Source organism: Pseudomonas zeae (genome assembly GCF_014268485.2).
Classification (GTDB): domain Bacteria; phylum Pseudomonadota; class Gammaproteobacteria; order Pseudomonadales; family Pseudomonadaceae; genus Aquipseudomonas; species Aquipseudomonas neuropathica.
The window spans coordinates 4,367,892-4,392,545 of sequence record NZ_CP077090.1; the positions used below are offsets into that span (position 1 = coordinate 4,367,892).

22 protein-coding genes are annotated in these 24,654 nt (G+C 60.8%); 10 read left to right on the plus strand and 12 right to left on the minus strand.

Features of this window, described 5'->3' with window-relative positions; translation table 11 throughout:
* Positions 1-128: 128 nt before the first annotated feature.
* The 3 genes from gspG (at position 129) to HU754_RS19140 (ending at position 2,418) form a co-directional block, all read left to right on the plus strand.
* Positions 129-557: a type II secretion system major pseudopilin GspG gene (gspG, locus tag HU754_RS19130; protein WP_064120121.1), complete on the plus strand. Its 429-nt coding sequence runs from the start codon at positions 129-131 to the stop codon at positions 555-557.
* A gap of 14 nt (positions 558-571) precedes the next feature.
* Positions 572-1,759, plus strand: a complete 1,188-nt coding sequence (locus HU754_RS19135; protein WP_186624650.1) for a type II secretion system F family protein — start codon at positions 572-574, stop codon at positions 1,757-1,759.
* A gap of 74 nt (positions 1,760-1,833) precedes the next feature.
* Positions 1,834-2,418 carry a hypothetical protein gene (locus tag HU754_RS19140; protein WP_217827565.1) on the plus strand — a complete coding sequence of 195 codons (585 nt, stop codon included), beginning with the start codon at positions 1,834-1,836 and terminating at the stop codon, positions 2,416-2,418.
* 677 nt (positions 2,419-3,095) lie between these two features.
* On the opposite strand, the gene HU754_RS19145 is transcribed toward HU754_RS19140, so the two are convergent.
* A complete protein-coding gene (locus HU754_RS19145; protein ID WP_095120153.1) occupies positions 3,096-3,995 on the minus strand; it encodes a LysR family transcriptional regulator in 900 nt (299 codons plus the stop codon).
* Positions 3,996-4,156: 161 nt separating this feature from the next.
* On the opposite strand from HU754_RS19145, the gene HU754_RS19150 reads away from it, so the two are divergent.
* Both HU754_RS19150 and HU754_RS19155 read left to right on the plus strand, forming a co-directional pair.
* Positions 4,157-5,179, plus strand: coding sequence for an alpha/beta hydrolase (locus tag HU754_RS19150; protein WP_186624901.1), 1,023 nt, complete (start codon positions 4,157-4,159; stop codon positions 5,177-5,179).
* A 108-nt stretch (positions 5,180-5,287) separates the two neighbouring features.
* Positions 5,288-6,715 (plus strand): mechanosensitive ion channel family protein, encoded by a 1,428-nt coding sequence (locus HU754_RS19155; RefSeq protein WP_186624902.1) that lies wholly within the window; start codon positions 5,288-5,290, stop codon positions 6,713-6,715.
* Between the two features lie 212 nt (positions 6,716-6,927).
* Here HU754_RS19155 and ycaC read toward each other — a convergent pair whose 3' ends face one another.
* The 7 genes from ycaC to HU754_RS19190 form a co-directional block, all read right to left on the minus strand.
* Positions 6,928-7,551: an isochorismate family cysteine hydrolase YcaC gene (gene ycaC, locus HU754_RS19160; protein WP_007913541.1), complete on the minus strand. Its 624-nt coding sequence runs from the start codon at positions 7,549-7,551 to the stop codon at positions 6,928-6,930.
* Positions 7,552-7,621: 70 nt separating this feature from the next.
* Positions 7,622-9,460: an amidohydrolase gene (locus HU754_RS19165; protein ID WP_099758574.1), complete on the minus strand. Its 1,839-nt coding sequence runs from the start codon at positions 9,458-9,460 to the stop codon at positions 7,622-7,624.
* A 43-nt stretch (positions 9,461-9,503) separates the two neighbouring features.
* Positions 9,504-10,130, minus strand: a complete 627-nt coding sequence (locus HU754_RS19170; protein WP_186624903.1) for an antibiotic biosynthesis monooxygenase — start codon at positions 10,128-10,130, stop codon at positions 9,504-9,506.
* Positions 10,123-10,539, minus strand: coding sequence for a DoxX family protein (locus HU754_RS19175; RefSeq protein ID WP_186624904.1), 417 nt, complete (start codon positions 10,537-10,539; stop codon positions 10,123-10,125). Before HU754_RS19175 ends, HU754_RS19170 begins: the two co-directional genes overlap by 8 nt.
* A 215-nt stretch (positions 10,540-10,754) precedes the next feature.
* Positions 10,755-11,114: a DUF6124 family protein gene (locus tag HU754_RS19180; protein WP_016987821.1), complete on the minus strand. Its 360-nt coding sequence runs from the start codon at positions 11,112-11,114 to the stop codon at positions 10,755-10,757.
* A 520-nt stretch (positions 11,115-11,634) separates the two neighbouring features.
* Positions 11,635-12,558 carry a LysR family transcriptional regulator gene (locus tag HU754_RS19185; protein ID WP_186624905.1) on the minus strand — a complete coding sequence of 308 codons (924 nt, stop codon included), beginning with the start codon at positions 12,556-12,558 and terminating at the stop codon, positions 11,635-11,637.
* A gap of 54 nt (positions 12,559-12,612) precedes the next feature.
* Positions 12,613-13,596 carry an MBL fold metallo-hydrolase gene (locus HU754_RS19190; protein ID WP_186624906.1) on the minus strand — a complete coding sequence of 328 codons (984 nt, stop codon included), beginning with the start codon at positions 13,594-13,596 and terminating at the stop codon, positions 12,613-12,615.
* A 248-nt stretch (positions 13,597-13,844) separates the two neighbouring features.
* Here HU754_RS19190 and HU754_RS19195 point away from each other — a divergent pair, with 248 nt between their 5' ends.
* Positions 13,845-14,276 carry a helix-turn-helix domain-containing protein gene (locus HU754_RS19195; RefSeq protein WP_099758570.1) on the plus strand — a complete coding sequence of 144 codons (432 nt, stop codon included), beginning with the start codon at positions 13,845-13,847 and terminating at the stop codon, positions 14,274-14,276.
* 125 nt (positions 14,277-14,401) lie between these two features.
* Complete coding sequence (locus HU754_RS19200) at positions 14,402-17,290, plus strand: ATP-binding protein (protein WP_186624907.1); 2,889 nt, start codon at positions 14,402-14,404, stop codon at positions 17,288-17,290.
* On the opposite strand, the gene HU754_RS19205 is transcribed toward HU754_RS19200, so the two are convergent.
* Positions 17,267-18,724: an ATP-binding protein gene (locus HU754_RS19205; protein WP_186624908.1), complete on the minus strand. Its 1,458-nt coding sequence runs from the start codon at positions 18,722-18,724 to the stop codon at positions 17,267-17,269. The genes HU754_RS19200 and HU754_RS19205 overlap by 24 nt on opposite strands.
* Before the next feature lie 90 nt (positions 18,725-18,814).
* Positions 18,815-19,765: a GlxA family transcriptional regulator gene (locus tag HU754_RS19210; RefSeq protein ID WP_186624909.1), complete on the minus strand. Its 951-nt coding sequence runs from the start codon at positions 19,763-19,765 to the stop codon at positions 18,815-18,817.
* Positions 19,766-19,980: 215 nt separating this feature from the next.
* On the opposite strand from HU754_RS19210, the gene HU754_RS19215 reads away from it, so the two are divergent.
* Entirely contained in the window at positions 19,981-20,703 is a 723-nt protein-coding gene (locus HU754_RS19215) for a pirin family protein (protein WP_186624910.1), read from the plus strand.
* Positions 20,704-20,752: 49 nt separating this feature from the next.
* Here the strand turns inward: HU754_RS19215 and HU754_RS19220 are convergent, their stop codons facing one another.
* Together HU754_RS19220 and HU754_RS19225 are read right to left on the minus strand one after the other, a co-directional pair.
* Complete coding sequence (locus tag HU754_RS19220; RefSeq protein WP_186624911.1) at positions 20,753-21,148, minus strand: hypothetical protein; 396 nt, start codon at positions 21,146-21,148, stop codon at positions 20,753-20,755.
* Between the two features lie 250 nt (positions 21,149-21,398).
* Complete coding sequence (locus tag HU754_RS19225; protein WP_186624912.1) at positions 21,399-22,274, minus strand: LysR family transcriptional regulator; 876 nt, start codon at positions 22,272-22,274, stop codon at positions 21,399-21,401.
* A 111-nt stretch (positions 22,275-22,385) separates the two neighbouring features.
* On the opposite strand from HU754_RS19225, the gene HU754_RS19230 reads away from it, so the two are divergent.
* Both HU754_RS19230 and HU754_RS19235 read left to right on the plus strand, forming a co-directional pair.
* Complete coding sequence (locus tag HU754_RS19230; RefSeq protein ID WP_186624913.1) at positions 22,386-23,585, plus strand: YbfB/YjiJ family MFS transporter; 1,200 nt, start codon at positions 22,386-22,388, stop codon at positions 23,583-23,585.
* A gap of 61 nt (positions 23,586-23,646) precedes the next feature.
* Complete coding sequence (locus tag HU754_RS19235; protein WP_186624914.1) at positions 23,647-24,645, plus strand: NAD(P)H-quinone oxidoreductase; 999 nt, start codon at positions 23,647-23,649, stop codon at positions 24,643-24,645.
* Positions 24,646-24,654 lie beyond the last annotated feature (9 nt).

Sequence of the window (24,654 nt, forward strand, 5' to 3'; positions counted from 1 at the left end):
CACTGTGCCGACTCTTGAAATGCCCGATTTACAAGGGCTTCAGCCAATCATCCGGTTTTCAGTGAGGCTGAGCATGGCAATTGCATAGGCCCTTCAGGCGACACGGCTGCCACTCACGGGAGGTCATCATGAAGCTGCAATTTCGTCCGCGTGGCCAACGCGGTTTTACCCTGCTCGAATTGCTCGTGGTGCTGGTGGTGCTCGGCCTGTTGGCCGGGATCGTCGCGCCGAAATACTTCGCCCAACTCGGTCGCTCGGAAGTGAAAGTGGCCAAGGCGCAGATCGAAGGGCTGAGCAAAGCGCTGGATATCTATCGACTGGAAGTCGGCCACTACCCGTCCACCGAACAAGGCTTGCAGGCCTTGGTCACTGCACCGAGTGACGAAGCGAAATGGACCGGCCCGTACTTGCAGAAAAAGCTCCCGCAGGATCCGTGGGGACGTAATTACACCTACCGCTATCCCGGCGAAAACAGCGAGTACGACTTGCTCTCGATGGGCAAGGACGGCCAGCCCGGTGGTGAAGGTGAAAACGCTGAAGTGACCAACTGGCAGTAAACGGAGCGCGGCCCATGCGATTTCATTTGAAAGCGGTCGGCAAGGCGGGCGTGGTGTCCTTGAGCGTCGAAGCGGCGGGTGACAGCGACGCACGGCGGATCGCCGAGGATCAGGGCTTGCGTGTGCTCAGCTCGCACGCCGACAAGCATTGGCGCTCACTGAAACTGCGCCAGCGCGAGACCTTCAACCTGGTGTTATTCAGCCAGGAATTGACCACCCTGCTCAATGCCGGCCTACCGTTGATCGATGCGCTGGAAAGCCTCGCCGAAAAAGAAACAGCGCCATCTGCCCGGAAAACCTTGAGTGAGCTGGTGCGCCTGCTTTATGAGGGCAAATCCTTCTCGCAGGCGTTGGGCCAGTTGTCGGCGGTGTTCCCGCCGTTGTACGTGGCGCTGGTACAGTCCAGCGAGAAGACCGGCGCGGTCGGCGATGCATTGGGCCGTTACGTCAGTTACCGGCAGCGCATGGACGAGGTGCGGCAGAAGATCATCAGTGCCTCGATCTACCCGATGCTGTTGCTGATCGTCGGTGGTGGCGTGGTGTTGTTCTTGATGGGTTACGTGGTGCCACGCTTCAGTCTGGTGTTTGAAGGCTTGGGCAATAACCTGCCGTGGCTGTCGCAGGTGCTGATGAGCAGCGGCATGTTTTTGCATGCGCATCAGGCTGAGTTTTTTGGCGGGCTGGCGGCGCTGGTCATTGCCCTCGCCGTCCTGCAGAAGCAACCGGCGTTTCGCCGTGGGCTGGATCGGCTGGTGGAGAAACTGCCAGCCGTGCATCAACGGATTTTCATGCATGAGCTGGCGCGGTTTTATCGTTCGCTGGGGATCTTGCTGCAAGGCGGAATTCCGCTGGTGACCGCCATGAGCATGGTGCGCGGCTTGCTCACCGTGGCCTCGCGGGTACGCCTGGATCAGGCCTGCGAGCGGGTGCGCGAGGGGCAGTCATTGTCCACCGCGCTGGAGCTCAATCACCTGGTGACACCGGTGTCCCTGCGCCTACTGCGCGCCGGCGAACAGTCCGGCAACCTCGGGCAGATGATGGAGCGCAGCGCCGACTTCTACGACGAAGAAATCAGTCGCTGGCTGGAGTGGTTCGTGAAGTTGTTCGAACCGCTGCTGATGACCTTCATCGGCCTGCTGATCGGGGTCATCGTGATCCTGATGTACATCCCGATTTTCGAACTGGCTTCGAGTATTCACTGACTCCGGGAACGGGTCCGATCCCTGCAACAACGCACTTTGACGTTCCCAACAAAACCACAAAGACGGAGAACGATATGCACATTCAAAAGCTCGTGCTCGCAATGGCCATCGGCGCAGTTCTGTCGGCGTCTACGGTGCTGATTCCGGACAATTTGTCCGGGGTATCCAGTGCTCATGCCAAGGATGGTGGGAGTGGTGGTGGAGGCAGTGGTGGCGGTAGCGGAGGGGGCGGCGGCGGAAATGGTGGGGGCGGAGGTGGAGGAAGTGGCGGGGGCGGCGGCGGTCACGGTGGCAACGGTGGTGGCAGCGGTGGAGGTGGCAGCGGTGGAAATGGTGGGGGCGGAAGTGGCGGCGGAGGCAGTCACGGCGGTGGCGGCAACAGTGGCAATGGTGGTGGCGGTGGCAACAGTGGCCACAGCGGCAGCGACCACGGCTCGGGGCACTCGGGCGACAGTGCCTCATCCGGCCGCAACGGCGCCCATGCTGAAGCGGGAGATGACCATGGCGTCCACCGCGCCGGTGAAGTCGGCGATGACCACGGGGTCCACCGCGCTGGTGAAGTCGGTGATGATCGTGGCGTCCACGCTGCGGCTGAAGCCGGCGATGATCGCGGCGTACATGTCGGCGGCGAGCCGGGCGATGACAAGCGCGCCAACTGATCATTAGAAACACCACAAAACCTGTGGGAGCGAGCTTGCTCGCGAATGCTGTATGTCAGCCAATGATGTTTTGACTGACACACCGCTTTCGCGAGCAAGCTCGCTCCCACAGGGTTTTGTGGCGTGCGCAGATTACGCAGACAACCACCATCAATTGTAGGAGTGAGCCTGCTCGCGATAGCGGTCATTCAGACACTGAAGCTGTGACAGACGAAACGCTATCGCGAGCAGGCTCACTCCTACAGGGTTTTGCGGCGTTTACAGATTACGCAGACGACCTTTATCAAATGTGGGAGCGAGCTTGCTCGCGAATGCTGAGGGTCAGCCAATGATGTTTTGCCTGACACACCGCTTTCGCGAGCAAGCTCGCTCCCACAGGGTTTTGTGGCGTGCGCAGATTTCACAGACAACCACCATCAATTGTAGGAGTGAGCCTGCTCGCGATAGCGGTCATCCAAACACTGAAGCTGTGACAGACAGAACGCTATCGCGAGCCGGCTCACTCCTACAGGGTTTTGCGGCGTTTACAGATTACGCAGACGACCTTTATCAAATGTGGGAGCGAGCTTGCTCGCGAATGCTGAGGTCAGCCAATGATGTTTTGCCTGACACACCGCTTTCGCGAGCAAGCTCGCTCCCACAGGGGTTTTGCAGGGTTTGAAAATCTGCTGTAAGGCTCAGAGGGCGACGTGGCTCTCGTTCAAGCGTTCACGCAAAAACTCGACCAACGCCTGCACCGGCCTTGAGGCCTGACGATGCTGCGGATACACCGCCGATAACGTCAGCGGCTCCGGGCGCAAATCATCCAGCACCGGCACCAGCCGGCCATCCTTCAACGCCGCGCCGACAATGAACGTCGGCAGATAAGTAATGCCCATCCCCTGCACCGCCGCATCCCTGAGCAGCTCGCCGTTGTTCACCCGCATGCGCCCGGTGACATTGACCAACACAGGCTTGCCCTGCCCCGCGTTGAAGCGCCACTGCACCGAACGACTATGCCCGTACGGCAGGCAGTCATGGCTGTGCAGATCTTCCGGCTCGAGGGGCGTACCGCGTTCAGCGAGGTACGCCGGACTGGCGCAGTACACCCGCTCGATCGACGCGATGCGCCGGGCAATCAATGTCGAATCTTCGAGCACGCCAATGCGCAACGCCAGATCGTAGCCCTCACCGAGCAGATCGACCGGCCGATCACTCAGATCCACTTCCACCGTGACCTCGCGATAACGCTGCAAGAACAGCGGCAGCAGACACCCCAGATGCGCCACGGCAAACGACAGCGGCGCGCTCAAGCGAATCGTCCCGCGTGGCTCGGCGGTCTGCCCGGCGATGCCCTGCTCCACTTGTTCGACTTCACCCAACAGGCGCAACGCCGATTCGTAATAACTCTGCCCCAGCGGCGTGACGTCCAGGCGCCGAGTCGAGCGGTTCAATAAGCGCACGCCGAGACGCTCTTCCAACTGCATCAAGCGACGGCTGACGAACTGCTTGGACAGGCCTAACTGATCGGCCGCCGAGGTGAAGCTGCCGGAGTCCATGACCTGGCAAAAAATACGCATGTCTTCGAACGGGTTCATTGTCACTCTCTGGTAGACAGTTAAACGCTTTATAGCCGCTTTTTCACTTTTGAGCAGCCCATTAATCTGTGTTCACGGTGTTGCTGAGGCCTGAAGCCCAGCGCCACAGCAGCCCGCAACCCAGGCATAAAAAATCAAAAACATTCAAAAGGATTTCCACCATGAACATCGTCAAGAAAACCCTTACCGCTTCCCTCCTCGCCCTATCCATCGGCAACGCTTTCGCCGCCGAAAACAGCGGTGTCGAACACAACACCCAAGCCTTCCTCAACGCCCTCGCCGCCGGCGGTGGCAAACCGCTGGAGCAGCTGAGCCCGAAAGACGCCCGTGCGGTGCTGACCGGCGCGCAGGCTTCGGTGAAGGTGGATCTGTCGGGTGTTGAAGTCAGTGACAAAGCGATCAAGGTCGATGGCCAGACCATTAACTTGAAAGTGGTGCGGCCGGCCAAGGTCAAAGGCGAGTTGCCGGTGTTCATGTTCTTCCACGGTGGCGGCTGGGTGCTCGGCGATTTCCCGACTCACCAACGCTTGATTCGTGACTTGGTGGTGGGTTCCGGTGCGGTCGCGGTGTACGTCGACTACACGCCGTCGCCGGAAGCCCAGTACCCGACCGCGATCAACCAGGCTTACGCCGCAACCAAATGGGTGGCCGAGCACGGCAAGGAGATCGGTGTCGACGGTAAGCGCCTGGCCGTGGCCGGCAACAGCGTCGGCGGCAACATGGCGGCGGTCGTGGCGTTGATGGCCAAGGAGCAGAAAGCCCCGGCGCTGCGCTTCCAGTTGCTGATGTGGCCGGTGACCAACGCGCAGTTCGACGACGGTTCGTACCAGCAATTTGCTGAGGGCCACTTCCTCACCAAAGGCATGATGCAGTGGTTCTGGGACAACTACACCACCAACCCGGCCGAGCGTGCGCAGATCCATGCCTCGCCGCTGAATGCCAGCGCCGAACAGCTCAAGGGCTTGCCTGCGGCACTGGTGCAGACTGCCGAGTTCGATGTGCTGCGTGACGAAGGCGAAGGCTATGCGCGGCACCTGGATGCGGCGGGTGTAGCGGTGACCTCGGTGCGCTACAACGGGATGATTCATGACTTTGGTTTGCTCAATCCGCTGAGTCAGATTCCGGAAGTGAAAGCGGCGGTGCGTCAGGCGGCGGCTGAGCTGAAGACTCATCTGAATCCTTAACAGCAAAAGATTGCAGCCTGCGGCAGCGCCTACATTGGAATACGTTCTTCTGTAGGCGCTGCCGCAGGCTGCGATCTTTTTATTGGCAGACACTGCGGAGCACCGGCCATGACCTTTTTCTACACTCACCTGCTGTCCTGGAGCGCTGCCCTGCTGCTGCTCGACGCGGTGCTCTGGCACTTCTCGCCCTTCACCCATCGCGCCCCGAGAGTCGGTGTTCGCCTGGTGCTGTTCCTGGCGTTCACGGCGCTGGTGATCAACGCCGGCGTCAGTCCGTTGCAAGCACCACAATTCACCGATGACCGCGTGGCGCAACTGGGTGCGACGGCACTGGGAATTCTCTGGTGGCTGTACGCTGCGCGGGTGCTGACCGAGGTGATCGGCCTGGCGCTGATGCGCCGCATCGGCCACAGCGGTCGTTTGCTGCAGGACGTGATCGGCGCCCTGGTGTTTCTGGTCGCCACCGTCGCCGCAGCCGGTTACGTGTTGGAATTGCCGGTAAAAGGACTGCTGGCAACCTCGGGCGTGGTGGCCATCGTTGTCGGTCTGGCGCTGCAAAGCACCTTGGCCGATGTGTTTTCCGGGATCGTGCTCAACACCACCAAGCCGTATCAGGTGGATGATTTCGTGGTGATCGACGGCGTCGAAGGCAAGGTCTTCGACATCGACTGGCGCGCCACGCACTTGCTGACCAGCGCTGGCACCATGGCGGTGGTGCCGAACTCGGTCGCGGCCAAGGCGAAGATCGTCAATCTCAGCCGCCCGAACAACATGCATGGCGTGTCGATCAGCATTCAGGTGCCGAATCACATCCGCCCGCGGCGGGTACTCGATGCGCTTGATCGCACTTTGCAGGGCAGCAGTTCGCTGTTGCTGACGCCAGCGCCGAAAGCCGTGCTGAAAGAGGCCGGCGAAACCATGTCGGAGTACGTCGCCAGCGGGTTCATCGCCGAGCTCGGCAAAAAAAGCGAAGTACGCAATCAACTGTTCGACCTCGCCCACCGGCATCTGGAAGCGGCGGGGATTTCGCGGCATCCGGACGGCGTGATCGAACCCTCGACCCGCGCCCGTGCGTTGCTCGATGAAGTGAAAATCTTCCGCTCGCTGAGCAGTGATGAGCGCGATCGTCTGGCGGAATCGATGGTTGCCCAGCAGTACACGGCGGGCCAGGTGGTGCTGGATCTGGACGAGGTTCCGGACAGTCTGTTCGTGATTGCCACCGGGGTGGTCAGTGCGACGGTGCCGGACGGCGACAGCCAGGTCGAGGCCGGGCGGATGGGGCCGAGTGAGGTCATGGGTGAACAGAGCATTCTGGCGGATACGCCGTCGCAGGCGACGTTCACGGCGTTGACGTCGAGCATCATTTATCGACTCGACAAGAATCTGACCCGCGAGTGCATGGTGCAGCGCACGGAGGTGGGTCGGGCGTTGAATAAATTGCAGGCGGTGCGTCAGCAGAACAGTCGCCTCGCGTTGATGGCTAAACCGGTGGCGGTGAGGAAAGGTGGTTTTCTCGGTTGGTTGCAGAAGCGTTGAAGCGGCAAGATCAAGATCAAGATCAAAAGCCTCCCCCTCACCCCAGCCCTCTCCCCCGAAGGGGGCGAGGGGGAAAGGGAGCAGACCGCATGCAATTCAGAACCTGAGTCCGGCTCGGTATTGCACGTCGGCGTACCTCGAAAGAACCCCTCGGTCAGTCCCCTCTCCCTCCGGGAGAGGGTTAGGGTGAGGGGCTCTTCAAGATCAGCCGATTACTTGGCCGTGAACTTGGTATAGCTGTTGATCAAATTGCGATAGTTAGGCAGACGCTCCGACAGCAAATGCGCCAAACCTTCCATGTCGTTGCGCCAGTCACCCTGCAGCTCGCACGCCACCGAGAACCAGTTCAGCAGGTGGGCACCCGCCGCCGACATCCGCGCCCACGCCGCCTGCTGCACGGTGGTGTTGAAGGTGCCGGACGAGTCAGTCACCACAAACACTTCATAGCCTTCAGCAATCGCCGACAGGGTCGGGAACGCCACGCAAACGTCAGTCACCACACCGGCGATGATCAGTTGCTTGCGACCGGTTGCCTTGATCGCTTTGACGAAATCTTCGTTGTCCCACGCATTGATCTGGCCCGGGCGCTGAATGAACGGCGCATCCGGGAACTGCTCGCGCAGCTCAGGCACGATCGGGCCGTTCGGGCCGGCATCGAAACTGGTGGTCAGAATGGTTGGCAGCTTGAAGAACTTGGCGATGTCGCCCAGCGCCAGCACGTTGTTCTTGAATTCGTTCGGAGTGAAATCCTGGACCAGCGAGATCAGACCGGTCTGGTGATCGACCAGCAATACAACCGCATCATCTTTGTTCAGACGTGTGTAAGGAACGCTCATGGGAAAACTCCTGATGGACGGATGGATGAAGCATGAAGCGCCGACCGGATGGCCGGCGCTTCAGGGGAAATCAGAAAGCGAAGCAGGAACAGCCGAACGCGCCCCAGAAACCGGCGAAATCGCTGACCGGTGCGTTCGACATCCGCGCCTTTTCATGGCTGTGGGTGTGCACTGCACACGGCCCGCTGCACTGGTGAACCTGCGCCTGCAATGGCGAATTTGGCCGCCAGTGGCCTGGGACTTTGACCACCGGCGACCAGTCCGGCAGCACTGGAATCGAGCGTGGGCCGAGGTCTTCGAAGTCGCCGGCCGCGTAGACAATCTTGCCGCCGACCACGGTCATGACCGATTCGATCCACTTGATCGCTTCTTCTTCAACATGGAAGAAGTCCGCGCTCAGCGCCGCCAGATCCGCCAGTTGCCCGACCTTGATCTGGCCTTTCTTGCCCTGCTCCGAGGAGAACCAGGCGCTGCCGTGGGTGAACAGTTCCAGCGCGGTGGCGCGCGGCAGACCTTCTTCGTACAAGGCCAGACCGCCGACGGTGCGACCGCTGACCATCCAGTACAGCGACGTCCACGGGTTGTAACTGGAAACGCGCGTGGCGTCGGTGCCGGCGCCGACCGGTACGCCTTCGGCGAGCATGCGCTTGATCGGTGGCGTCGCTTCGGCGGCTTGCTTGCCGTAGCGGTCGACGAAGTACTCGCCCTGGAACGCCATGCGATCCTGAATCGCGATGCCGCCGCCCAGCGCTTTCACACGCTCGATGTTTTGCGGGGTGATGGTTTCGGCGTGGTCGAAGAACCACGGCAGACCGTTGAACGGAATGTCGCGATTGACCTTCTCGAACACGTCGAGCATGCGGCTGATCGATTCGTTGTAAGTCGCGTGCAAGCGGAACGGCCAGCGTTGCTCGACCAAGTGGCGCACCACCGGTTCCAGCTCTTCTTCCATGGTCTGCGGCAGGTCCGGGCGTGGTTCGAGGAAGTCTTCGAAATCGGCTGCCGAGAACACCAGCATTTCCCCGGCGCCGTTGTGGCGCAGGAAGTCATCGCCCTGATGCAACTTGACGCTGCCGGTCCAGTTCTGGAAATCGCTCAGCTCTTCTTTCGGTTTCTGGGTGAACAGGTTGTAGGCGATGCGCACGGTCAACTGGTCGTCTTTGGCCAGTTGCTCGATCACCTGATAATCGTCCGGGTAGTTCTGGAAACCGCCGCCGGCATCGATCGCACTGGTCAGGCCGAGGCGATTGAGTTCGCGCATGAACTGGCGGGTCGAGTTGACCTGATATTCCAGCGGCAGCTTCGGCCCCTTGGCCAGCGTCGAGTAGAGGATCATCGCGTTAGGCCGCGCGACCAGCATGCCGGTCGGGTTGCCGTTGGCATCGCGAACGATCTCGCCACCCGGCGGGTTCGGCGTGTCGCGGGTGTAGCCGGCCACGCGCAGGGCGGCGCGATTGAGCAGCGCGCGGTCATACAGGTGCAGGATGAACACCGGGGTATCCGGCGCGGCCTGGTTGATTTCTTCCAGAGTCGGCATGCGTTTTTCAGCGAACTGGAATTCGTTCCAGCCACCGACCACGCGCACCCATTGCGGGGTTGGCGTGCGGTCAGCCTGATCCTTGAGCATGCGCAGCGCGTCGGCCAGCGACGGCACGCCTTCCCAGCGCAGTTCGAGGTTGTAGTTCAAACCGCCACGGATCAAGTGCAAGTGCGAGTCATTGAGGCCGGGAATAACGCAGCGGCCATGCATATCGACCACTTGCGTGTTCGGCCCGCGCAGGGCCATGGCCTGGTTGTCGTTGCCAACGACCACGAAGCGGCCGTCGGTGATGGCCACGGCACTGGCCAGCGGTTTGGTGCGGTCTACGGTATGAAACTGGCCATTGAATAAAATCAGATCGGCGCTCATCGCAGTTCCTCAAGCAAAGTGAAAAGGAGCAAACCCCGCGCGCTCAGCGTGGCGAGGTCTCTTGGGAATCGAGGTGTTCATGGGCTTGGCTGGCTTCGAGCCACGGCGTAAACAAACGGGTTACCGGCGGCATCACCACGTAGACCACCGACAGAACGATGGTCAGGGTGATCAGGAACGTGGCCACCACGTAGTTGGAAAGAATCGGATGCAGCGCCAGCAGCGGTCCCCAGATCAGCGGCACGAGCAAGGTGTGCGGCAGAATCACCAGCAGCGTGACGACCGCTTGCTTCCAGCGCGGCGGCGGCGAAGCGGCATCGGCCAGTGGTGTAAACCAGAACTCCTTGATCGGCGCGACTTCAGTCTGATCGCCGTCAGCCAGCATCGGCGCCGCTTCGGCGACCAGTGCCTGACGCTGCGGCGACTCCAGCCACCCCTGCATCGCTTCAGTGGAGCTGAAACGCAGCACGCAAGTGTAAAAATCGAGACGCCCGCGCTTGCCGCGCACCACGTCCACGCCCAAATGGCCTTCACGCTGGCTCGCGACGCGGACGATATTGCGCAGCCAGGTTTCATACGCTGACTCGAAACCGGCCTTGACCCGGTGCTTGATGATCAGCGTGACCGTCTCATCGGCCCCCGGCGTCTGTGGATCGAGGACTTCAGGCATAACGCAGCACTCCGGGCAAACGAACAGGAATCACCAGCCGTCCCGGCCCGGCGATCAACACAGTGGTAAACAGGATCAACAGCAACCAGCCGAACTGCCCTTCGGCCACACTCCATTGCGGATGCACGACCAGCAGTGCCACCAGCAGCACAAAGAGAATAGGCAAGCACGCCAATCGCGCCAGCACCCCGGCGACGATCAGTAGTGGACAGAGGACTTCGGCGAAGATCGCCAGGATCAGGGTGAGGTGGGCACCGAGGTGGAACGGGTCTTCGATCAGTTGCAGTTGCGCGGTGAAATCCAGCAGTTTGGGCAAGCCGTGGACCCACAGCAGAAACAACCCGCCGCTGACCCGCAGGAACAGCAAACCGATGTCGCGTGCCTGTTCTTCCCGTTGAGAAACGTGCATGGACTCACCCGTGAATAATTATTGGGTGAATCATGCCGGGGTTGGGTGGGAGGAAATTGGATGTGTGTGCTCAGTTCCACGGCGTGCCAGGATTTTTGAAACACCGCAGAACATTGTGGGAGCGAGCCTGCTCGCGAAGGCGTCGGTTCAGTTACAAATACTTTGAATGACACAGCGCTTTCGCGAGCAGGCTCGCTCCCACAGGGGGGTTGTGTTCAGGCCGGTGGTTCGAGGTTATCCAGCACCCGATTCACCGCCAGCTCTCCGAGCATGATCAACTGCGCAATCCCCAACAACGCCCGACGCTGCGGCGCGGGCAACAGGTGGGCGACGTCCTGGGCGATGGTTTTGGCCGAGGCAAGTGTTTCGCTGGCGTCGGTCAGCAGTTCTTCGGCTTTGGTGTCGGCAGTTACCGCGTACATGCCGCGAGTTCTGCGTGGAGGTGGTGTAGAGCCGGGTGGAAGGAGGTAGTGGTCGAGGGCGCGGTCGGCGGCTTCGTGGAGTTTTCGGGAATCGATGGATTCGTAAGGGGATGTGGGGTCGATGTCGGGTGGGTTGGGTGTGACTTTGAACATGGTGAATCTCCTGTCCTGGGTTAACCACCATGACTTGTCGCTAAACAAATAATGGTGGCAGCTGCACGCAGGTTAGCGAACCGGGAGGAACAGGAACCCGGCAGACCCGAAGGCCTCCCGCGCGCAGCCGCCATAACATCAATTGCAAAAAGACAATCTGCAAAGACGTAGGGTGCACTGTGCGCCTGTATCCAATTCGGGTCGCTAAACCCGATCGCTGAACTATTCAGCGACCACCAAACGATAGAGACCCGACCACAAGCGCACAAGCCGGCGGATTCTGGCGTAGCTGTAGGCAACGGCGCAAGGTTGCGTAGCCTGAAAGAGTGTCTGAGGGTGTTGCTTAAACGGCGATGTTTAAACCACCGAAAATCTATGGATCGCACCGAGCCAATGTGGGAGCGAGCCTGCTCGCGAAGGCGCCGGGTCAGTCAACAAATGTTTTGAATGACACACCGCTTTCGCGAGCAGGCTCGCTCCCACAGGGGATTGGTGTTGTTTGTGAGATTTGTGCAGGGATTTAAATCGGCGGGATATTCAGCGGCGCCGCCATGAACTGACTGATCCGCGACCTGAGCCATTTCTCCGCCGGATCGTTGTCATGCACCCCGCTCCACGCCATCGACAATTGCGCCGCATCGATCGGGAACGGTGGATCTTCGGCGCGCAGCGCACACCCTTCCACCAACGCGCAGGCGGCGTAATCCGGCACAGTGGCGATCATCTCGGTGCCGGCGAGCAAGGCGCGCAGGCCGCTGAATTGCGGCACGCCCAACACCACGCGGCGGGTACGACCGACCTTGGCCAGGTCCATGTCGATATTGCCGCTCAGGTCGCCGGAGAACGACACCATCGCATGCGGACGCTCGCAGTATTCGTCGAGGGTCAGCGGCCCGGGACGGTCGTCGCCGCGCAGGACTTTGCAGGGAATGTCGCGCAATGTCTTGCGCTTGGCGTTGGCCGGCAGATCGGTGGTGTAGCTGACGCCCACTGAGATTTCCCCTGAGGCCAACAGTGCCGGCATCAACAAGTAATTGGCGCGGCGCACGACCACGACAATCCCCGGCGCCTCTTGCTGAAGCTGACGCAACAACGGTGGAAACAGGCCAAATTCGGCGTCGTCCGACAGGCCGATGCGAAACACGTCGCAACTGCTCGCCGGTTCGAACTCCTTGGCCCGGCTGACCGCGCCAGAGATAACGTCCATCGCCGGTTGCAGCTCTTTGAGAATCGCCAGCGCCCGCGCGGTCGGCTCCATGCTGCGACCGTTGCGCAGCAGTAACGGATCGTCGAACAGATCGCGCAAACGCCCCAACGCAGCGCTGACGGCCGGTTGCCCCATGAACAGCTTTTCGGCAACGCGGGTCAGGTTCTTTTCGAACATCAGCGCTTCGAAAATCACCAGCAGGTTCATGTCGACGCGACGCAGATCGTTACGGTTCATGGGCATGTTTTCCTTTTCGGTGTCAGCTGCTTTTGCGGGTGGGCGCTGCGCACTTTACTCGATTAACGGCACCTTGGCCGCGCGCTTGTACGGACCGTATTCCACGGGCACCCACTGAAAATGTTTGCCCTGCGCGGTAATGTGACCGATGCCCGGGAACGGCAGGTGCGCCGCCGTCACCCACGTCTTGCTGGCGACCGCCGCACTGAAGACTGCCTGACGCGCATTGATCGCTTGCGCACTGTTGACGTCAAAGCCGATGGACACTTCCGGATGCTCAAACTGCACAGCGAGGTTATGCACCAGATCCCCCATGAAGACGATGCTCTGAGTCTGCGAGGTGAAACGGTAGGTGGTGCTGCCCGGCGTATGTCCGGCTTCCAGTGTCGCTTCGACTAACCCCGGCAACGGCGACTGGCCCGCGGCGAAGGTCTTGAAACGCCCGGCGGCGACGTAGGGCGCGGTGGAGTCCTGGGCAATCTTGAAAAACTCTCGGGCGCCGGCCGGAGCTTTGGCCAGCGCGGCCGGATCGAGCCAGTAATCCGCTTCAGCCTTGGCGGCATACACCGTGGCATGGGTGAACAACGGTTGTTTCTGGGCATCGACCAGACCACAGACATGATCAAGGTGCAGGTGCGTCAGCAAAACCGTATCGACCTGCTCTGGCCGGTAGCCGGCCGCCTGCATATTCGCCACGAGCTGCCCGGCGGTGGCGCCGATGCATTGCCCGGCGCCACTGTCGACCAGAATCAGTTGCTTGCCGGTATTGACCAGAAAGGCATTGAACGCCGTCTGGACCCCCGGGGTTTCAATCGAACGGCGTGCCAGCAGCGCGCGGATCTGACTCTGACTCATGCCCTGCAACAGCTTTGGCGACAGGTCGTTGTAGCCATCGAACAACGCGGTGACCTCGTAATCCCCCAATGCCAGGCGGAAATAGCCCGGCGCCTGGGTGCCCTGCTGTGGTGCCTGCGCCATGGCACCGGAAATCACCAGCGCGCACGTCAGCGCCGTCGCTGCGTTAAAGATGCCTTTCATTTGATTCCCCTTGGACCTGCCGATTGCGGCGCCCCCTCGGTTCGCCACGCTTGCAGTCATGGTGCCGCAAACCGCGGGGCGCAGACTTGCAGGGATGTGCTGAGTTCAGGCCAATGCGCTGGAATTAACAACGATTAACTCGTCAGCCTCCCGCCCTCGGCCAACAATGAAACCCTCTGCGCAGCGTTGTTTTTTTGACCTGAGGGGATGCGCCGACCGTGCATTCCCCATCAACACGGACTTTGGCCATGGCTCACTTACAGCACAGCGTCGCCCTTGCCCCTGCCAACGAACCACGCAAGACCGGGGTCGGCGGACTCAGTCCGCAACGCGAACGACAGGTCAAACAACTGATCCTCGAACGCCTCGGCGAAAGCCTCGAGGTCACCGAACTGGCCCGCGCCTGCTCACTGTCACGCAGCCATTTTTCCCGCGCCTTCAAATGCAGCACCGGGTTATCGCCGCAGGACTGGATTCGCACCCAGCGTCTCGCGCGGGCCAAGCTGCTGATCCAGCATACCGACCTGAGCCTGACGCAAATCAGCCTGGAATGCGGGTTCTGCGATCAGGCGCACTTCTGCCATATGTTTACCCGCAGCGAGGGCATTAATCCGTTTGCCTGGCGCTGCCAGATCATGCGTGAACCCAAAGCCCAGCGTTCACAACCCGCCATGTTTTGATCGCGGCCCCCGTTGCACTGACGCTCAAACCTGAGGATTATGCCGGGACACCCCGGAATAGAAGGCCTGCGCACCCGCCCGGCCCTACTCCGCTCTGTCCGCCGCAGCACCGCAGGAGTGAGCTGTTGAGTCTTTCCCCGAATCAGGCCCTCGGTTTTGGCCCCTATCGGATTCATCCCGGCCAACGCTTGGTGCTCGAAGGCGAGCAGCCGTTGCGCCTGGGCCGACGGGCGATGGACATCCTCCTGATTCTGCTGGCCCATGCCGGCGAAGTGGTGAGCAAGCAGCAACTGATGGCCGGGGTCTGGCCGGACAGCGTGGTCGAGGACATCAACCTGCGGGTGCACATGGCGGCACTGCGCAAAGCCCTCGGTGACGGTCAGGCCGGCCAGCGTTACATCATCACCGTGGCGCAACGCGGTTACAGTTTCGTCGCCCCGGTTCTACCGCAATCCATGGAGGAGCGTCCTGTGGGCGATGCTGGCGGTCGGCACAATTTGCCCTTGCGGCGCACGCGGATGCTCGGTCGCCAGGCGCTCGTCGACAGCTTGATGACGCAGTTACCGCGCCAACGCTGCATCACCCTGGTCGGCCCCGGCGGGATCGGCAAGACCACGGTGGCCTTGCGCGTGGCCGAGCAGTTGATCGGGCATTACCGCGACGGTATTCGGCTGGTGGACCTGGCACCGCTCAACGATCCACGGCTGATTTGCTCACACCTGGCCGCCCTGCTCGATCTGGCACTCCCCGAAGGCGATCCGCTGGCGGCGCTGGTCAATGGCCTGCAACAGCGACAGATGCTGTTACTGCTCGACAACTGCGAACACCTGATCGATGCCGTCGCGATGCTCAGCGAAAGCATTCTGCGCGGCGCGCCGAAGGTGCATATCCTCGCCACCAGCCGCGAAAGCCTGCGGGCGGAAGGCGAATTCGTGCAGCGTCTCGATTCGCTCGAATACCCATTGATGAACGCGACATTGAATCGTCAGCAAGCGCTGGATTATTCGGCGCTGCAACTGTTCATCGAACGGGCCACGGCCGCGCAGGAAAGCTTTGAACTGAGCGATGCGCAGTTGCCGCAAGCAATCGAAATCTGCCACCGACTCGACGGTATTCCTCTGGCGCTGGAGCTGGCGGCAGCGCAGGTCGCCGAACTGGGCCTGGAAGGTTTGCTGAGCCAACTGCAGGGCCGTTTGCCACCGCTGGCAGCGGGTAATCAAAGCAGTCTTGAGCGCCATCTCACCCTGCGCGCCACGCTGGACTGGAGTTTCAACCTGCTCGACCGGTGCGAACAAACCTGCCTGCGTCGTCTGAGTGTGTTTTGCGGAGGGTTTACCCTGGAGTCGGCGGCGGCCGTCATCGTCGGCCAACAGATCGATCCCGGTGTGGTGTGTGTGTCGATCACCCAACTGGTGGCGAAATCCCTGCTCAGCGTCGAAGTCGGTGACGAAGAGGTGTTCTATCGTCTGCTCGACACGACCCGCCGCTATGCACTGGAAAAACTCGAGCACGCCGCCGAATGCGAAGAAACCCGCGAACGCCACGCCGAACGCTGCCTGGCATTGATGCAACAGGCGCAAAGCGATTGGGAAATGACACCGACGGCTTTGTGGATCGAGCGTTACGCCCGAGGGCTGGAAGACCTGCGCGCGGCGCTGGACTGGAGCCTGAACGGTGTCGGCCCGGGTAGTCTGGGGATTCGCCTGACAGCAGCGTCGGCGCCCCTGTGGCAAGAGTTGTCGCACCTCAAGGAGTATGGCGGCTATGTGCGGCGGGCGCTGAGCCTGCTCGATGAACTCGGCGAGCCCTGCCCGCGTCTGAAAATCTCCCTGAAACTGGCCCTCGGCAGTGCCTGTTATCACACGTGGGGAGGCACCCCGGAAACCATCCAGGCGTTCGTCGAGGCTCGCCAGTTGGCCCTCGAACACGACGACGTCGCCGGGCAATTGCGCGCGGTGTCCGGACACATGGCGGTCAACCTCAGTTGCGGGCACTACCGCATGGCGCTGGCGCAGAGTGAGCACTTCGATCGCCTCGGCGTGCACGGCGACCCGTTGTTGTCACTGAGTACCCACCGGTTGCGCGTGCTGGCCCTGCACTATGCCGGCGATCAACCGCAGGCGCGCACTCATGCCGAGCAGGTGCTGCAGCGCATGGCACACAGCGGCCACGTCAACCGCTTCACTCACGGTTTTGGCGTGCAATACGACCAGAGCGTCGCGTCGCTGACGGTGCTGGCGCGGGTGCTATGGATGCAGGGATTGCCGGAGCAAGCGTGGCATTCGGCGCGACTGGCCCTGGATATTGCCGTGCAGATCGACCATGGCACCTCGATTTGTTACACCCTGGCACTGGCCAGTTGCCTGATCGCTCATTACAACGGCGATCAGCAGAACGCCCGGGCGCTGTTGCAACTGCTGCTGGAACAATCGCAGAAGCATTCGGTGCTGCTGTTCAACACGTGGGCGCGACATTACGCGCAGGTGATCGACACGCAAACCAGCACGCCCGTGCCGAAGGACAGCAGTGGGCTGATTCGGGAAATCATGGTGACGCTGGATGACCGCTTTGTGGATGACGCACTGTTTGAGCGAGCGCTGAGTGGTGATGCGGGATGGAGCACGGCGGAGATTTTGCGGGCTCGGGCTGCTGCGTTATTGAAAGACGATCCGGATTGCCTGGACGGGGCCCTTCGCGAGCAAGCTCGCTCCCACAGGGATTTTGGGTGTACTCGGAACCCATGTGAGAGCGAGCTTGCTCGCGAAGAGACCCTCAAGGAAGCCGAAGCACTCCTGCAACAATCGCTGACCATCGCCCGCAGCCAAGGTGCGCTCGCCTGGGAACTGCGCAGTGCCACCTCACTGGCGCAACTCTGGCAGCGCCAATCGCGCAGCCAAGAGGCGCTGGATTTGCTCACGCCGATTTATCAGCGCTTCACCGAGGGCTACGCGACCCCGGATTTGCGCAAGGTGCGCCTGCTGATCGACGATTTACGCGAGCACAGGCACGCCTGAGGCCCGGCGTATCCGGTTGATATAGAGCGTATGCCGGCGCTCAAGATCAATCCCTTCACCGCAACGCTCCAGTTGCTTGCGCGCATAGCAGCGAGTGGTGTGGAGCATTCGGTATCGGCCTGTGCTGCCGCCCCGCTCCGCCACCAGCAATGACTTGCACGCCAGGCCTTCAATGATCGCAGCAAGCCGCGACGACGCGAGTTGCGGGCAACTGATCACCGCCAGCGCCGCCTCCAGGGTAAACGCCATTTTGAACACCGATAACCGCTGTAGCGCGCGTTGTTCCTGCTCGCTCAAGCGTTGATAGCTCCAGTCGAGTGCCGCCTGCATCGATTGATGCCGCGGTACCGCCGTGCGCCGGCCATGGCTGAGCACTTGCAGACCATTGCTCATTTGCGCCTGTAAGCCGACCAATGCCAAGGCATCGATCTGCGCCGCCGCCAGTTCGATCGCCAGCGGCAAACCGTCGAGTTGGCGACAGATCTCTAGGACGGCTTTGACATCCTGTTCACGCAGGCGGAAATCATGCTGTCGTGCGCGAGCGCGGCTGACAAACAACTGCACCGCAGAATGGCCCATGGCTTCAGTGATGCAATCGCCTGCGGAACGTTTCGGCAGGGTCAGCGGTGGCACGCCCTGAAGGGTTTCCAGACCGACCTGCAAGGCCTCGCGGCTGGTGGCGAGAACCGACAGGCGGGGAGCGGCCTCGAGCAACGTTTCAACTGCTGCCCGGCAAGCGCCGAGACGGTGGTCACAGTTATCCAGCAGCAGCAACGCATGGCGAGTCGACAGTCCGGGCAAATCGCTTTCAAGAGTGCGTAGCACCTGATCGAGCAGCGGTGTGTCGTCGTCGATCAAGCTCAGATCGATCTGCCACACGCCGTCTCTGTAGTACTGCAACAGCAGTTCCGCGACCCGCAACGCGACAGTGGATTTACCCACACCAGCCGCCCCCGTGACGGTCATCAGCCGACACAGCGGCATTTGCCGCACCAGCCCGCCGACCAGCGAATCGCGCCCGGCGACCGGGGTCAGCCGCGCCGGCAGATTATGCTCGGGTGTTCGCAGCCCCTCGAAGACCACTTGCGCGACGCTGTCGCAGCGCACCGGGGCGATAAAACTGTAACCGCATTGCGGCACGTTAACGATGTAGCGCTGACCGTTTTCGCCGTCACCCAAGGCGCGCCTGAGCGCGGCGATGTGCACGCGCAGGTTGATCTCCTCGACCACCGACGTTGGCCAAACCAGGGCAATCAATTGCTCCTTCCTGACCACTCGCCCGGCACGCTCGACCAGCACCTGCAAAATGTCCAGCGCACGACCGCCCATGCGCAAAGGCCGATCTCCGTCGAGTATCAGCCGTTGGCGCAGGTGGAAGGCGTAGGGGCCGAAATGCAGCACCGACGCCGTGTTCAAATCGATGAGGCTATCCATGCCAACTATCTTGGCAGCCTCAGATGACGCGACAACCGCTACACGAGACTCAATTCGGACATACGGGTGCGCCAGACGGACAACAGCGCTCTAGCTGAACTGTTCGCGGTATTGCGCGGGCGTCAGGCCGAGCTTTTCAGCGAACAGCGAACGCATGTGCCGCACACTGCCGAAACCACTTTTGTAAGCCACGGTTTTAAGCGGCAGATCGCTGGTTTCCAGCAAGTTTCGTGCGCAGTCGATGCGCGCACTTTGCAGAAACTCCATCGGCGTCATGTTGATGTCGCGGGTGAACACCCGCGCGAAGTGCCGCGCGCTCATATTGGCAATCGCCGCCATGCGCTCAACCGTGAAGGCTTCGTCGAGGTGTTCCAGCACGTAACTCTGCGCGCGGGTAATCGGCGTTTCCTGCGGTGCCACGGCAGCCATCAACGGGCTGAACTGCGCCTGCCCGCCCTGGCGTTTCATCACCACCAGCAGGACTTTGGCCACATCCTGCGCGAGCTTCTTGCCGTGATCGCGGGCGATCACAGCCAGCGCCATATCGATCCCCGCCGTAACGCCTCCCGAGGTGATCAGGTTGCGATCCTCGACATAGATCTGATCAGTCGTGACATGGGCGTTCGGGAACCCCTTGATCAGGCGCTCGGTGTAGTTCCAGTGCGTGGTTACACGGTAACCGTCAAGCAAACCGGCGTGCCCCAGGACAAAAGCGCCAGTGCAGATGGATCCGTAGTACTCGACGCGCCGGACTGCGTCTTTGAGCCAGGCAAACAACGACGGGAACTGCTGGTTGTAGGCACCGGGGCCTCCCGGCACCAGCAGCAAATCATAACGCTCGGTGTCGTCGCCAATGATCCGGTCGGCCTGCACCATCACACCATTGGAGGCCCGCAGCGGGCCCTCTTCGGTGCCAAGGGTGATCAATTGATAATGCGTATCGGGTTTCAGGTAGCGATTGGCAACCGAAAAAACCTCCAATGGCCCGGCCATGTCGAGCAGAAGAAAGTCGGGAAACAGCACCATTGCCACGGTTTTCATGGGAAGACATCACTTCAATCAGAGAGACATGATACGGACCAGACATTATGGCCAACTGTCGCCGTTTGAGCGCAAAAGTTTTGTGTGAAGGCTATCGCAAAACTGTCAACCTGACAGGGACAGTCTTTCAATTTTCATCTACTTACTGCGCAATACAGTAAACAGTAACCTTCTCCTCACTCGGACGAATTCACGTCCCGCAAGGAGATTTCATCATGCTGACCCTTCGCAAAGCCTCCGATCGTGGCCTCGCCAATCATGGCTGGTTGAAGTCCTTTCACACCTTTTCCTTTGCCAGCTATCGCAACCCGCGCGAGCAGGGTTTTTCCGATCTGCTGGTGATTAACGATGACCGCGTCGCTGCCGGCAAAGGCTTCGGCCAACACCCGCATCGCGACATGGAGATCTTTTCCTACGTGCTGGAAGGCGCACTGGAACATAAGGACACGCTGGGCACCGGCTCGGTCATTCGCCCGGGCGACGTGCAGTTGATGAGCGCCGGCAGCGGCGTAGCGCACAGCGAGTTCAACCATTCGGCGACCAAACCGGTGCACTTCCTGCAGATCTGGATCGTGCCGGAAGTCAGCGGTGCCAAACCGCGCTATCAACAGGAGCATTTCAGCGCACAGAAAAAACGCGGTCGCCTGCAATTGATCATCTCGCCGGACGGCAACGGCGGTTCGCTGAAAGTGCGTCAGGACGCACGGGTCTTTGCCGGGCTGTTCGACGGTAAAGAAACTGCCACGCTGGAGCTGCCAGCCAACCGTTATGCCTACGTGCATGTGGCGCGCGGCAGTGTTGAACTCAATGGCCAGCCCTTGCAGGAAGGTGACGGCGTACGGGTTCGCGAAGAACAGTTGCTGACCTTGAGCAATGGTGTCGATGCCGAGGTGCTGGTGTTCGACTTGCGGCCGCAGGAGTTGCCAGAAATGCCATGATGCGGTGTTTCAATGCTCACGAAAAACGGCCTTCTTTGAAGGCCGTTTTCTATTGTGGTGATTCGGGTGCTTGTTGCGAAGCAGGTCTTGGTGCACTTATATCCTTGCCGATCTGGATCGCGGCGAGTGTCGTCTGCAAGGTGGTTAATACCGCTGCTTGATTGGCAAAGTGCGCCCCTACGACGACGGTGATCATTCCGAGAAAATGGACGGCGGTCGTCGCCCAGTAATGCGCCTTCACTGTCGAGGCATGTTTGATGGCTTCTTTTGAGTCTTCGGCGATTTGTTGTACGCCGTCCCACATCAGATCGTATCGTTTGTCCCTCTCCGCCTGAGTCAAAAGATAAGCATCGATTTTTGTCGACACACCCTCGAACCGAGCGTCCATTCTGGTCTCAATGGTTTCTATCCTGGCATTGAATTCTTCACGACTGATAGCGTTCATGGCTTGAGTATTCCGACCTTTGCTCGCAAGGTCACTGATTGGGTTTTGACTGAATTCCGTGGTTCTCAATTCGACACCTTCCTGGGTTTACCGATACCGTCCCTGGTATCAACATCAGTGCGAGCCCTGCGCCCCTCACCGACATGACGAAACAATAGGCCCCATCCAACCGCCTCACAAGCCGGGAGATTCTGCCTCTGATGTAGGCCGTTTCGTCAGAGCTTGTAGCCCCGCCAAAAAGAACGTCTGCCTAGTCATTCTCCGACACGAACACGTCGACAATCTGCTCAATCACCGCCCGCACCCGCGCGGTATGCCGCAAGTCCGCGTGGGTCACCAACCACACTTCGTACGGCAATGGTCGAGTGCGCTCCGGCCAGAGCCTGATCAGGCCATCGCGCTCGCCCATGTACACCGGGATTTCTCCGACACCCAACCCTGCGGCAATTGACCGGCGGACGAGCAGGCTGGAACTGAGGCTGGCGACGATGCGACCGCGACTTAGCGGCTCCGACACCAGGGTCAGGTCCTTTTTGCTTTGCAGATACGGTTGATAGACCACCAGATCATGCCCCTCAAACGCTGTGTCCGGTTGCGGCACGCCATTGGCGTCTATATAGGCCTGAGAGGCGAACAGGCCCACCGGCCATCGGGCGATTCGCCGAGCGATCAGATCAGGATTGTCCGGCCGGGTGTTGCGCACCGCGATATCCGCCTCGCGCTTGGCCAGGCTGAGGATCTGCGTGGACGCGTCCAGTTGCACTCGTACGTCCGGGTGCTGCTCGTGCAAACGGGCGATGGCCGGGATCAGAAAGTCGATCGCCAGCGAATCCGTGGTACTGACGCGCACCGTGCCGGTCAGGCGATCATCCAGGCCCTGAATCTGCCGCTCCAGCTCCAGTGCCGAATGCTCCATTTTCTCCACACTCCTGAGCGCCGCCTCACCGACAGCGGTCAACGCGTAGCCGTCGGAGGTGCGCAGGAACAACGTAGCGCTCAGGGACTTTTCCAGCGCCGTGATCCGTCGCCCGACAGTGGCCTGATCCACCCCCAAAACCCGTGCAGCGCCACGTAGCGTCGACTCGCGGCAAACGGCCAGAAATACCCGTGCGTCATCCCAATTCATGCTGCCTCCAAGTGATGCAAATTCGCATCGCAGCAACGCTAAATCGCTGCATTAACGCAGCAACAATAGCCGATATGCTGAACGCCATAAACCTTCCGCGAGATCGCTATCATGCGCACTTCAACCTCCACCGGTATCTGGCTGCCGATTTTCGCCGGCCTCTGCGCCAGCCTGGTCAGCATCGGGCTGGCGCGTTTCGCTTACACCCCATTGATCCCTTCGCTGATTGAGGCGCAGTGGTTCAGCGCCAACGATGTGGTCTACCTCGGTGCGGCCAATCTGGTGGGCTACCTGATCGGCGCTCTGCTCGGCCGGCCGACAGCGCGCCAGCTCGGCAATAAAAATGCCTTGCGATTGATGATGCTGGTGGTCACGGCGGCATTTTTTGCCTGCGCGTTTCCGTTGTCGGTGAGCTGGTTCTTCGGCTGGCGACTGCTGTCGGGGATTGCCGGCGGTGCGATCATGGTGCTGGTAGCCGCGACAGTTCTGCCGCATGTTCCGCCGGCGCGTAAAGGGCTGGCCAGTGGCGCGATCTTTCTCGGCATAGGTCTTGGCATTGCCGGTTCCGGGACGCTGGTGCCGCCGCTGTTGAGCCTCGGTTTGCAAGCGACATGGCTGGGCCTGGGGGCTTTGGCCTTGGTGCTGACGGCGCTGAGCTGGTTTGGCTGGCCGGCTGATTTCCTGCACCCGGTCGTTGCGCAAGAAACGGTGTCCGCAGAACCGACACCGCGCGGTGTGTATTTGCTGTTCGCCCAATACGCCTTCATGGCCGCTGGCCTGGTGCCGGCCATGGTGTTTCTGGTGGATTACGTGGCACGTGGACTCGGCGCCGGGGCACATATCGGCGCGCTGATCTGGGTGATGTACGGTTTGGGCGCAATTGTCGGTCCGGTGAGTTATGGCTTTCTTGCCGATAAGCTTGGCGCACGCTCCGGCATTCGCCTGGTGCTGGTGGTGCAGGCGATTGTCCTTGGGTTGCTGGCAATGACTCACTCGTTTCTGGCGCTGGCGTTGCTGGCGGTTATTCTCGGTTCATTTCCGCCTGGTATTGTGCCTCTGGCTCTGGCGCGAGTGCATGAGCTGGTGCCGGAACACCATCGTCAGCAGATCGCCTGGAGCCGTGCCACGGTGTCATTCGCCACCTTTCAGGCGCTGGCCGGATTTGCCTATTCAGCGCTGTTCAATGCCAGCGGCGGTCATCACGCGCTGTTGTTCGTCATTGCCGCTGGCGCAATCGTCGTGGCGCTGCTGCTGGAGCAAGCCATGAAATGGCTGCCCGCTCCTACTGAGTCGCGCTGCTGTGCAAATTGAAGGGAATCATTACTTGCATAGCACGCTCCCATCTACAGAACTTATGCCAACAGGAATCGATATGTCCCTGCCCAACGAAATGACCCGAATCGAAATCAGCGAACCCGGTGGCCCCGAGGTCTTGCAACCCAAACGCGTGGCGCTTCCAACCGTCGCAGAAGGCGAGGTGCTCATCCGCGTACACGCCGCCGGGATCAACCGGCCGGACGCCTTGCAGCGTGCTGGCAAATACCCGATGAAACCCGGCATGAACCCTATTCCCGGGCTGGAGGTCGCCGGCGAAATTGTGGCACTCGGAGCCGGTGTCAGCCAGTTTGCCGTGGGCGACAAAGTCTGCGCGCTGACCAACGGCGGTGGTTATGCCGAATACTGCGCCGTCCCCGCCGGCCAGACTCTGCCGATTCCACACGGTCTGGACTGGGTGCACGCCGCCGCAATCCCGGAAACATTCTTTACCGTGTGGGCCAACCTGTTCGGCCTCGGCAGCGCCAGTCGTGGTCAGCGCGCACTGATTCACGGTGGCACCAGCGGCATCGGCACAACCGCACTGATGCTGTGCCGCGAGTTCGGTATTGAAGCGTTTGCCACCGCCGGCAGCCCGGACAAATGCGCAGCAATTCGCGATCTGGGCGGCGCAGCGATCAATTATCGCGATGAGGATTTCGCGGCAGTCATCGCCGAGAAAACCGCAGGCCAAGGCGTCAATGTGATCCTCGACATCATGGGCGGCTCGTACCTCAACGATAACGTCAGCGCCCTGGCGATGGATGGCCGTCTGGTCATGCTCGGTTTCCTCGGCGGCGCGCGAGCCAATGACTTTGACTTGCTGGCAATGATGGCCAAACGTGCGGTGATCACCGGCTCGCTCTTGCGCGCCCGTACCGCTGCTGAAAAAGCTGCGATTGCCGATCAACTGCGCGAGCACGTATGGCCGGCGCTGGCTGCCGGGCGCTGCTTGCCGATGATCGACAAGGTCTACCCGCTCGCCGACGCCGCTCAGGCTCACGCGCACATGGAGGCTGGCGACCATATCGGCAAGATCGTTCTGCAGGTCGTGTGAGTCTTTGCA

Bases quoted from the DNA above. Each gene is read 5' to 3' on its own strand.
- gspG (WP_064120121.1), top strand. From the start codon at position 129: ATGAAGCTGCAATTTCGTCCGCGTGGCCAACGCGGTTTTACCCTGCTC.
- HU754_RS19135 (WP_186624650.1), top strand. From the start codon at position 572: ATGCGATTTCATTTGAAAGCGGTCGGCAAGGCGGGCGTGGTGTCCTTG.
- HU754_RS19140 (WP_217827565.1), top strand. From the start codon at position 1,834: ATGCACATTCAAAAGCTCGTGCTCGCAATGGCCATCGGCGCAGTTCTG.
- HU754_RS19145 (WP_095120153.1), bottom strand. From the start codon at position 3,995: ATGAACCCGTTCGAAGACATGCGTATTTTTTGCCAGGTCATGGACTCC.
- HU754_RS19150 (WP_186624901.1), top strand. From the start codon at position 4,157: ATGAACATCGTCAAGAAAACCCTTACCGCTTCCCTCCTCGCCCTATCC.
- HU754_RS19155 (WP_186624902.1), top strand. From the start codon at position 5,288: ATGACCTTTTTCTACACTCACCTGCTGTCCTGGAGCGCTGCCCTGCTG.
- ycaC (WP_007913541.1), bottom strand. From the start codon at position 7,551: ATGAGCGTTCCTTACACACGTCTGAACAAAGATGATGCGGTTGTATTG.
- HU754_RS19165 (WP_099758574.1), bottom strand. From the start codon at position 9,460: ATGAGCGCCGATCTGATTTTATTCAATGGCCAGTTTCATACCGTAGAC.
- HU754_RS19170 (WP_186624903.1), bottom strand. From the start codon at position 10,130: ATGCCTGAAGTCCTCGATCCACAGACGCCGGGGGCCGATGAGACGGTC.
- HU754_RS19175 (WP_186624904.1), bottom strand. From the start codon at position 10,539: ATGCACGTTTCTCAACGGGAAGAACAGGCACGCGACATCGGTTTGCTG.
- HU754_RS19180 (WP_016987821.1), bottom strand. From the start codon at position 11,114: ATGTTCAAAGTCACACCCAACCCACCCGACATCGACCCCACATCCCCT.
- HU754_RS19185 (WP_186624905.1), bottom strand. From the start codon at position 12,558: ATGAACCGTAACGATCTGCGTCGCGTCGACATGAACCTGCTGGTGATT.
- HU754_RS19190 (WP_186624906.1), bottom strand. From the start codon at position 13,596: ATGAAAGGCATCTTTAACGCAGCGACGGCGCTGACGTGCGCGCTGGTG.
- HU754_RS19195 (WP_099758570.1), top strand. From the start codon at position 13,845: ATGGCTCACTTACAGCACAGCGTCGCCCTTGCCCCTGCCAACGAACCA.
- HU754_RS19205 (WP_186624908.1), bottom strand. From the start codon at position 18,724: ATGGATAGCCTCATCGATTTGAACACGGCGTCGGTGCTGCATTTCGGC.
- HU754_RS19210 (WP_186624909.1), bottom strand. From the start codon at position 19,765: ATGAAAACCGTGGCAATGGTGCTGTTTCCCGACTTTCTTCTGCTCGAC.
- HU754_RS19215 (WP_186624910.1), top strand. From the start codon at position 19,981: ATGCTGACCCTTCGCAAAGCCTCCGATCGTGGCCTCGCCAATCATGGC.
- HU754_RS19220 (WP_186624911.1), bottom strand. From the start codon at position 21,148: ATGAACGCTATCAGTCGTGAAGAATTCAATGCCAGGATAGAAACCATT.
- HU754_RS19225 (WP_186624912.1), bottom strand. From the start codon at position 22,274: ATGAATTGGGATGACGCACGGGTATTTCTGGCCGTTTGCCGCGAGTCG.
- HU754_RS19230 (WP_186624913.1), top strand. From the start codon at position 22,386: ATGCGCACTTCAACCTCCACCGGTATCTGGCTGCCGATTTTCGCCGGC.
- HU754_RS19235 (WP_186624914.1), top strand. From the start codon at position 23,647: ATGTCCCTGCCCAACGAAATGACCCGAATCGAAATCAGCGAACCCGGT.